This window comes from Mixta sp. (assembly GCF_024610815.1).
Lineage (GTDB): Bacteria > Pseudomonadota > Gammaproteobacteria > Enterobacterales > Enterobacteriaceae > Mixta > Mixta calida.
This window is the reverse complement of record NZ_JANION010000138.1, coordinates 1-8,822: the sequence shown is the minus strand read 5'-3', so window position 1 is coordinate 8,822 and position 8,822 is coordinate 1. Positions and strand designations below refer to the sequence as shown.

General features: G+C 58.6%; 10 protein-coding genes and 1 pseudogene. 1 reads left to right on the top strand and 10 read right to left on the bottom strand.

Features of this window, described 5'->3' with window-relative positions; all coding sequences use genetic code 11:
• Positions 1-2: 2 nt before the first annotated feature.
• The 10 genes from MYY08_RS10110 to MYY08_RS10065 all read right to left on the bottom strand — a co-directional run bounded on the left by MYY08_RS10110 (position 3) and on the right by MYY08_RS10065 (position 8,512).
• Positions 3-1,067, bottom strand: a complete 1,065-nt coding sequence (locus MYY08_RS10110) for a phage integrase (protein WP_288013989.1) — start codon at positions 1,065-1,067, stop codon at positions 3-5.
• Between the two features lie 143 nt (positions 1,068-1,210).
• A complete protein-coding gene (locus tag MYY08_RS10105; protein WP_084970048.1) occupies positions 1,211-1,429 on the bottom strand; it encodes an ogr/Delta-like zinc finger family protein in 219 nt (72 codons plus the stop codon).
• A 92-nt stretch (positions 1,430-1,521) separates the two neighbouring features.
• Complete coding sequence (locus MYY08_RS10100) at positions 1,522-2,694, bottom strand: phage late control D family protein (protein ID WP_288013988.1); 1,173 nt, start codon at positions 2,692-2,694, stop codon at positions 1,522-1,524.
• Positions 2,691-3,218 (bottom strand): phage tail protein, encoded by a 528-nt coding sequence (locus tag MYY08_RS10095; protein ID WP_288013987.1) that lies wholly within the window; start codon positions 3,216-3,218, stop codon positions 2,691-2,693. The genes MYY08_RS10100 and MYY08_RS10095 overlap by 4 nt, the downstream gene beginning before the upstream one ends.
• A gap of 3 nt (positions 3,219-3,221) precedes the next feature.
• A complete protein-coding gene (locus tag MYY08_RS10090) occupies positions 3,222-5,672 on the bottom strand; it encodes a phage tail tape measure protein (protein WP_288013986.1) in 2,451 nt (816 codons plus the stop codon).
• Positions 5,665-5,787 (bottom strand): GpE family phage tail protein, encoded by a 123-nt coding sequence (locus MYY08_RS10085; RefSeq protein ID WP_288013990.1) that lies wholly within the window; start codon positions 5,785-5,787, stop codon positions 5,665-5,667. The genes MYY08_RS10090 and MYY08_RS10085 overlap by 8 nt, the downstream gene beginning before the upstream one ends.
• Positions 5,788-5,801: 14 nt before the next feature.
• Positions 5,802-6,098: a phage tail assembly protein gene (locus MYY08_RS10080; protein ID WP_288013985.1), complete on the bottom strand. Its 297-nt coding sequence runs from the start codon at positions 6,096-6,098 to the stop codon at positions 5,802-5,804.
• A 60-nt stretch (positions 6,099-6,158) separates the two neighbouring features.
• Entirely contained in the window at positions 6,159-6,671 is a 513-nt protein-coding gene (locus tag MYY08_RS10075; RefSeq protein WP_288013984.1) for a phage major tail tube protein, read from the bottom strand.
• Between the two features lie 12 nt (positions 6,672-6,683).
• Positions 6,684-7,853 (bottom strand): phage tail sheath protein, encoded by a 1,170-nt coding sequence (locus MYY08_RS10070; RefSeq protein ID WP_288013983.1) that lies wholly within the window; start codon positions 7,851-7,853, stop codon positions 6,684-6,686.
• A 62-nt stretch (positions 7,854-7,915) separates the two neighbouring features.
• Positions 7,916-8,512, bottom strand: a complete 597-nt coding sequence (locus tag MYY08_RS10065) for a recombinase family protein (RefSeq protein ID WP_288013982.1) — start codon at positions 8,510-8,512, stop codon at positions 7,916-7,918.
• 21 nt (positions 8,513-8,533) lie between these two features.
• On the opposite strand from MYY08_RS10065, the pseudogene MYY08_RS10060 reads away from it, so the two are divergent.
• Positions 8,534-8,822 (top strand): annotated as a pseudogene (locus MYY08_RS10060) (hypothetical protein); the annotation flags it as partial.

Here is an 8,822-nt window from a genome sequence, read left to right as displayed (position 1 = left end):
TTTTACCCTGTTGGATCTTCTACCGCCATTTTGTCGCCACTTTTTTTAGCCATTAGCGCCAGTGGATTGCAAGATACTGCATCTTCTAAATGGTCTGGTGCGAAGTGGGCGTACCGCATCGTTACCCGAATATCCGAGTGTCCCAATATACGCTGCAGCACAAGTATGTTTCCTCCAGCCATCATAAAATGGCTTGCGAAGCTATGACGTAAAACGTGGCTCATCTGGCCTTCAGGTAACTCAATACCCGCCAGGCGGATTACGCGATAGAACTGGCGGTAACACTCAGCAAAATAACGTCCTTCTTTGTATCTAAGCTCTTCATACAATGCTGCGCTAATGGGAACGGTGCGGTTTTTTTTGCCTTTGGTGTTAACGAAGGTGATTTTTCTGGGTGACAGCTGGGAGGCTTTCAAATTTGCCGCTTCGCTCCAGCGACAGCCCGTAGAAAGACAGATTTTAATAATTAGGGTCAGATCGGGATTTCCGTGCTTTTCGCAGGCGGCAAACAGCTTCTCTATTTGTGGCTCTGTCAGCCAGGCCATTTCCTTTTCCGGTTGGTCAAATTCACGAATATTTTTAAGCGGGTTGGGGTAGGTGATCTCACCGAGACGTTCCAGCTCATTGAATAGCGCCCGCAAAAAAGCATGCTCACAGTTGATTGTCCCGGGTGAAACTTTTAAGGATTTAGCGCTGGTTTTATAACCATTCTCGATTAACCCCTGAAGTCTCCGGTCACGGTAGTGGGCCCAGTCCTTCGGGGTAATATTGGCAGCGACAGGATCGCCCATGCCTTTGCAAATAATATTGAGCTTACCGAGCCTGCCTTTGCGGTCATTCAGCGAACAACCATGCAATTTATACCAGAGATCTACCAGTTCACTAAGACGACGGTTATCTTCTTTTTCAGCGAGCCAAGGTTTGGCTTTGGTCTCTTCCTGCGTGTACTGTTCGAATGCAATGGCCTCCGCGCGCGTTTTAAACTGACGCCTGACGCGCTTCCCTTCACGGCCGTTGAGATAGCATTCACAAAGCCACTTGCCTGTCTTGAGTTTCCTTATTGCCATAATCAATCTCACGTTCTGAAACGCGAAGTAAATTACTGTATATAAAAACAGTATTCAATGTTTGTTTAAAATCTATCAAACATAAAAAAACCTGCCGGAGCAGGTTAGTATTGAATCGGTAGGCCGGGGAGGGGAGAGCAGTATCAGTGCAGCAGAGAAGGCTGGTTTTGGTATTGGCTGTGCAGGCTGACTTTATTAACTACGCCTGGCGATACGATCACGCTTGCTACGGTTTCGTGCGTCTTGAACGTACAGCTGCAGTTGATGTTCTGACACTGGTGATAGCGTTCTTTGGTCTCACGCGATATGTATCGGCTGCTTTTGGCGTGAGCAGCAGTCTGGCAAAGCGGGCAATGCATCATGGTGAACCTACCTTAAACAAGCGAAACAGAGACGATGTTTGCATTTTAATAACTAAACTTGCTTTTGCAAACTAAAGTTTGCTTTGTTTAATTTAAATCTCTTTGCTGTCGTCGGATTCCGCCTCATATTCCACATCAGACAGTAACACCTCAAGTTCCAGCGTGGTTGTATACCCGTTGCCGCTCAAACTGTGCGTTACCTTACTGATAAGCCACGGCTGCGCATCGATCACGGATTTAAAGCCGCTTACCCTGACCGGCGTCTCCGGGAACAGGTCAGCCCGGCCCATCGCCAGCGTCAGCGAAAACTCCGCAACGCCGCGCTGCAGCTTTTCCCACTTCGCCTTTGCTGCGCGCATGGCGGCCGCCCTGGTGGCGTAAACCGTGGTCAGCGCAAAAACATTATCTTCACTGCCTGCCAGGTATTCCCCTTCGCGGGCCTCCGGCTCCTTTGCCGTGGTGACTTTCTTTTTCTTCGCAGCGGGGTGCTCCAGCGCGCGCAGCTGCTTCTCTTTGGGCTTGCGCTGCAGTTTGACCTTTTTCGGCTTCGGGTCTCTGGTGTGCAGCCAGCTCGCCGTCACGCCGGTATAGGCGCCGCGATCGGCGATGCTGAAGCTGTGCCGGTCGCCGTCCTGGCGCGTCAGGGTCAGCTGCGGGATGGGTTTTCCGCTGACGGTCACGCCGGTGCCGGGGCGCATAAACAGCAGGCGCCCCGCCTTGATGGCCGCCACCGCGCCATGCAGCGAGGCCAGCCGCGTCAGAAATCTGGCGTCCGTCTCCTGCGTCTGGTCGATATGGCGCACCGTGATATCGCTAAACTCGGCGGCGATCGCGGGCGTCAGCTTGTTGCGCTCTGCTATCTGCTTCACCACGGCGCCCAGGGTGGTATCGTGCCAGGACTCCTCGCGGCGCGAATTCAGGGTGCCGCGAAAGTCCGCGCTGCGGGCGCGAATGGTCAGCGTGTCCGGCGCGCCGTGATGCTCCACCTCATCCACGGTAAACTCGCCTTTCCCGGTGAGCGGCTGACCCGCCCAGCCGAGAAACAGCTCTACCACCGCGCCGCGTACCGGCAGCGCCAGCTGACCGTCGGCATCGTCCAGCTCAATGTCCAGCTGGTCAGCCTCAAAGCCGCGATTGTCGGTAAGCGTCAGTGACAGCAGCCGGTCGCGCAGGTTCGCGGTTACGTCCTTTGCGTTAACCGTCAGCCTGAAATCCGGCGAAAGGCGGGCACCTGCCTGTACCGGCAGGCTGCTGATACCCGTCATGATAAAAGCCCTCCTGCAGAAGAAATCACGCTGCCGGCCGCTGATTTAATGCTGTCCACGGCCGACGACAGCTGGCCCGGCAGGTTACCCGCGCCGCTTATCAGCCCCTCCGCCTGCTTTTTCAGATCGCCGAACATCGCCGTCAGGGACTCATCAACGCGCAGCAGGCTCAGGTTAAAGGTAATTTTCCGGGCGCTGCCGTCGCTGTAAAACTCGCTGTGCGAGTCCGCGAGGCTCTGCGTCACGTACATGCCGTAAATGGTGCCGTTACCGCCTATCAGCGGCCACGCCCGGCCTTCGTCGGCCATCACTTTCAGGGTCAGCAGCGACACCGCGCCGCCGGTGATTTCCGGGCGCAGCTCGCCGCTGAGGGTAATTTTCTCATCCCCCGGCCCGATAAACTGCGCCGCCGCCCGCTGTCCGATGCGGCTGTTTGTCGGCCAGCGGTAGTCAACATTGCGCTGCAGTTCGTCATAAGGCAGCGTCTGCAGCATGAACGGCAGCATGCCGTAAATCATCATCATGGTTTAATCCTCCCAGCCCATTTTGCTGCGCTGCTGCGCCTGGCGGTTTCGCTGTTCGCGCGCCTGATGCTGTGCCATCAGCGCCAGCGCGTCGTCTTTGGTCATGCCCGGATGCATGTGGATATCGTACTGGTAGCTGTTCTGGCTCTGGTCGGTGTAGCCGGCCTTTGCTGCCGGTGCCACGACCGGCTGATACGGCGCGCCGGTGTCGCCCAGCAGGTACGGCAGCCCGTTCGGCGCCACGGCATCATGCTGCTCATGCTCCGGCACCTTGTCTTTCAGGCCGTCGGATTTCTTGTCGATAACGCCGAGCTTATCCAGCACCCAGTCGATCCCGCCCCTGAGCTGGTCAAGCGCGTGCGAAGGTATTTTCAGCGCCTCGGCCAGCATATTGCCGAATTTCTTACCCATATCGCCGGCGGAGGCCAGCTCCGCCTGCGTCGATTTCACCGGCTCCAGCAGCTTACCGAACCAGTCCCACAGCGCTTTTACCTTGTCGGTAAACCAGTCAAACACCGGCTTCAGCGAGCCGAAGGAGTCGCTTACCGGCCCCATCGCTGCGGTAAAGCCGTCGGCCACGCCCGTAATAAACGCCTTGATGGGCTCCCAGTACTTACGGATCAGCAGCGCGCCGGCCACGATGGCCGCAACCACGCCGACAATCGGCCACGTCAGCCCGCCGATAACCGTCATGATGGCGGTGCCCGCCGCGCTGAAGATGGTGCCGAGCATGCCGGCGCCGGCCATGATGGCGTTCACGCCGGTGATAACCGGCCAGGCAATCAGCCCGATGGCGCCCAGCGCGCCGACAAACAGCAGGCCCGCCGTGGCGACCTTTGTAATGCCGCCGGCCAGCTCCGGGTTATCCTGCACCCACTTATCCACGGTCAGCAGAAACTTTGTAGTGTCCTGGGTGAGCCTGCGCAGGCTGCCGTAGAGCTGGTCGTAAAGGTCGGTGCCGATCGCTTCGTACGCTGACTGAAACTCCTTAAAGTCGCCGCCGAGGTTGTCCTGCTGCACCTTCACCAGTGCCGACGTGCTGCCGTCCGATTTCTGAAACGTGCCGGTCAGCTTGTCCAGCATGCCGCTCGATGCCGCCTTCATCAGCGTCACTGCCGAGGAGGCCGCCTCCTCGCCGAAGATGGTTTTCAGATATTCCGCCTGCTGCGCGGAGCCGAGCCGGTTTTTCTCAAAGGATTTCTGCATCTCTTTGAGAATGGTAAAGAATGGTCGCATGTTGCCTTTGCTGTCGGCAGTTTTAACGCCCAGTTCTTTAATCGCTTTGGCCGCTTCGCCGGTCGGTGCCTGCACGCGCAGCAGCATGGCACGCACGCCCGTCCCGGCCATGCTGCCGGTGGTGCCTTCCTGCGCCAGCGCGCCAATCATCGCCGTGGTCTGCTCCAGGCTTACGCCGGCGTTTTTCGCCACGGGCGCGATGTAGGTCAGCGCATCGCTGAGGCCGTCAAAATCCGCGGCGGTCTTGTTGAGCGTGGCGGAAATCACGTCGCCCAGGTGCGCAACCTGGCTGTTGGCGAGACCAAAGGCGTTTTTGGTACTCATCAGCAGCTGCGCGCTTTCTTCCATCGTGCGGTTGTTGGCAAGCGACATATCCAGCGTTACCGGCGTGGCGGCTTTAATGTCATCGGCGCTGCCGCCGGATTTGGCGATGATAATCTGCGCCTGGGCGGCATCGTTGGCCGAGGCGGCCGTGTTGTCGCCGATGCTGCGCGCCTGCGCCCTCAGCGACTGAAAATCCGCTGAGTTCCTGTCCAGTCCCGTCACCGCCTGCAGCGTGGAGTTCGCCAGCGCGAAGTCATAGCCGGGGCGCAGCACGGACGTCGCCGCCACGGCGCCCACGGTGGCGGCACCCAGCGCGGCGGCACCCGTATTACGCACTTTACCGGACAGCTCCTGCCCCCGGCGGTAGCGTTCAGTGGTCTGGTTCAGCCGTTCCTGCTGCTGGCTCAGGCGCTGCAGCTCCATTTTCTGGCGGCTCAGGCTGACGGTGGCCTGCGCCGACGCGCTTTTCAGACGCTGCTGCTCACTGCTCAGGTTTTTGGTGGAGATGCCGGACGCATTGAGCGCCTCGCGCTGCTGCTGCACAGACAGGCGCAGGCTGTTGGTTTTGCTCTGCAGCTGCCCTGCCTCCTGGCGGGCCTTTTCCAGCGCGCGGGCCTGCGCCGTGGTGGGCTTTTCGGTGTTGCGAAACTGTATGGCCAGCGCGGCTACTTCGTCTTTCGTCTCTTTGAGCTTGCGCTCGGTAACGGCCAGCTGGCCGCTGGCTTTACGGAAGCCGTCGATTTTGGCCGCCTGCGCATCCAGCTCTTTAATGCTGGTCTGCGTCTCGCGGATGTTGCCGGCAAGCTTCTGCGTTTCGTTGCGTATTGACTTAAACGGGCGCGTCGCCTGGTCTACCGCCTTCAGCAGCACCTGCAGTTTGAGGTTATTACTCATCGGGAGTCACTCCGCTGCGGATCAGAGCCTTGTGCCGCCAGTCGAGCAGCTCGGCCAGCGGCATGTCGTACATTTCAGACGGGGGCCAGTGGAAGATGGCCGCAACGTCGGCCATCAGGTCATTCACGGTCAGGCTTCGGGGCCAGTCGGGGCGGCCGACTTCGAGGACAAAAAACCGATCACTTTTCCGCCCAGCGCAATCAGGTCAACCGGATCGAGGTTCAGGCATTCCGCTTTCGTCAGCGACGGCACGGTGATGCGCGGCAGCACGGTCAGCAGGGCGTCAACGTCGGAGCCACACAGGTCAGCCAGGCGTACGCCACGCAGCGCGCCGGCGTTGGGCTTAATCATTTCCACCTGGCTGATTTCGGTGTCGCCACGCTTCAGGGGGGTTTCCAGTTCAATCATATTCTCGTTCTGTTCCATTTTTCTTTACTCGCAACAGTCAGGTTAATACAGGGCCGACGCCTGGTGCCGGCGTCCGGGTTAAATCAGGCCGAGGTTTTTACGGCGCTGCTCTAGCAGGTCGGTGCCGTCCACTTTCTCGATCATGTTGATGGTATCGATTTCCATCAGCTCGCGGCCGTCCCACGTCAGACGGAAATAGGTGTTTTTGGTGGTGATTTTGGTTTCGGTGTCTTCGCCCTGTTTGGCCTCACCGAAATCAAACGCCTGGTGGCGGCCGCGCACCTCAATCTCAACCGCGATTTCCTCGCCGGTATCGTCACGCTGGTAGGAGCCGGCAAAGCGCAGTGGTACGGCCGCGCTGGCGCCCCACTGTTTCAGTACCAGATCGTCTATGCCGCCAATCGTCCACTCCATATCCAGCGCATCGTCGTCCAGCCCGTTGTCCACGAACGCGGCGCCGTTCATGCCGCCGCCGCGGTAGGCGTCCAGTTTGCGTGACAGCTTCGGCAGGGTGACGGCGGTCACCACGCCCTGATAGCTGTTTGAATCGTTGAAAAGGTTCAGCCCTTTCAGTTTGCGGGGTAGTGCCATTTATCCGGCTCCTCAGCTGTTAACGGATGCGGCGAAGGTCGCCAGATAGCTGTCGGTGATGCGCTGGCGCAGGGTTAAATCTTCCAGCGGCGGCACCGGCGTGTAGTCGTAGTCGATAAAGAGCTTGCCCGCCTTCAGGGTGTCTTTATCGTTGGCGGTATCGTCATACCAGCATGACGCGCCGAGCAGGTAGCCAGCGCTGACCAGCTCGCGGAATTTGGCGTTGATGCCCGCGATAATGTCGCGCACCAGTACCGGCGTCAGCGGCTTGTCGTTGGCCCACATATGCGCCTCGGCCATCGTGTCGGCAATCACCTGGGCGGTGCGGGTGTAGTTTTCAAAGGCGAACAGCGGATCGTCGCTGCAGGTGCGGTTGCCCCAGAAGCGGAAGCCGTCCTTGCGGATAAGCGTGGTGACGCACGCCTCGTTGAGCAGGTCGGCATCGGTGCCGGTCTGCTGCAAATCCCAGAAGACCGAGGCGGAAATGCCGGTCACGCCGTTGATGCCGACGTTCGACAGGGTTTTGTGCCAGCCGGTTTCGGTGTCAATTTTTGCACGCAGACCCAGCGCGCGGGCGGTGGCATAGGCGGTTTCCGACTGGTTGGCGGTGGTGTTCCAGGCGATAAAGTCCGGCCAGATAACCATCAGCTCGCGCTGGCTGAAGTTCTCGCGGTACGCCATCGCCTCGGAAATGGTCTTGCAGCCCCACGCCGAGACGTAGGCAAAGGCGCGCAGCTGCTGAGCAATGCCGGCAAGCGCGGTTGCGACCTCCAGTGCATCGAGGCCCGGCACGCCGAGGATGCGCGGCTTGACGCCGAGCTGCGTCTGCGCGCTCAGCAGCGCCTTCATGCCGGTATAACGGCCGTTTTCGTCGGTGGTGCCGATAATGTTCGAGGTGGTTTCCGCCGGCGTGGCGCCTTCCGCCACGCGCACCACGACGGTGACGGGTTTCGCCTGGTCGGCGATCGCCTGCAGCGCGACGGCCAGCGTGCCTTTTTTACCGGCCTTGCCGACCGCCGACAGGACGTTGGTGATCAGCACCGGTTCATTGAGCGGAAAGGCGGCGGCATCGGCATCTTCTGCCGTGCAGACCATCCCCACGATTGCCGTGGATACGGTTGAAATGGTGCGCGTGCCGTCGTTGATTTCGACGACGCGGACACCGTGATGATAATCAGACATCTGATGCACTCCGTGTTATGGGTGCGCTCAGATTGTCAGCTCAGGCGTGCCGGTGCATGCCTTCAGGGTTCGCTGGTCGGTGACCGGACAGAATCACGCAGGCACTGCTGCTTTTCTGCGGGAATGTAGCGATAAAGCGTCTTTACGGACACCTCCAGCACCAGGGCAACCTGATGCAGCGTGGCGCCGTTCGCCAGCATTCTTTCAGCCCGGCCGACAACTTCAGGCGTCATTATTCGCCGACGGCCACCGATACGGCCCTTTTCCCGCGCGGCCGCCAGACCTGCGCGGGTGCGCTCCACAATCAGCTCGCGCTCCATTTCAGCGAGCGCCCCCATAACATGAAAGAAAAAGCGGCCCATTGGCGTACTGGTATCAATGCTGTCGGTCAGGCTGCGGAAGTTTATTCCTTTTTCGCGCAGTTCCTCAGTCAGCATGACGAGATGGCGCATACTCCGGCCAAGCCGATCCAGTTTCCACACCACCAGTGTGTCGCCCTCCTGCAGACAGCGCAGTGCTTTTTTCAGTCCCGGCCTGTCTGACTTTTTCCCGCTTATTCTGTCTTCAAAAATCAGTTCACAATTTGCGCTCTGCAGCGCGTTACGCTGCAAATCAGTGTTCTGGTCATTTGTTGACACCCTGATGTAGCCAATCAGCACAGTAAACCTCGCATAAATGGCGTGGAGTGTGCCAGCCTGGCGCTTTTCAGTGCCAGGAATTTCTTTCGGTTTTGGGTTGGTTTGGGCGAGGCGGCAAAAAGGGATGTTGGTACAGGACTGAATCAAATCCCGGATATGAGCAGCTTTGGCGGAAAGAGAGGCGGTGCATGGTATAAACAACACCCGTCCGGCCTGATAGAGGTGGGCGGTTCAGTTGGTGTAAATGGTTCGGCCCAGACGCAAAAAATTACGGTTAATTATCCTATCCCGTTTCCGAGTATTTGCCTGGGTATCTGGTTTTCATTTCAGA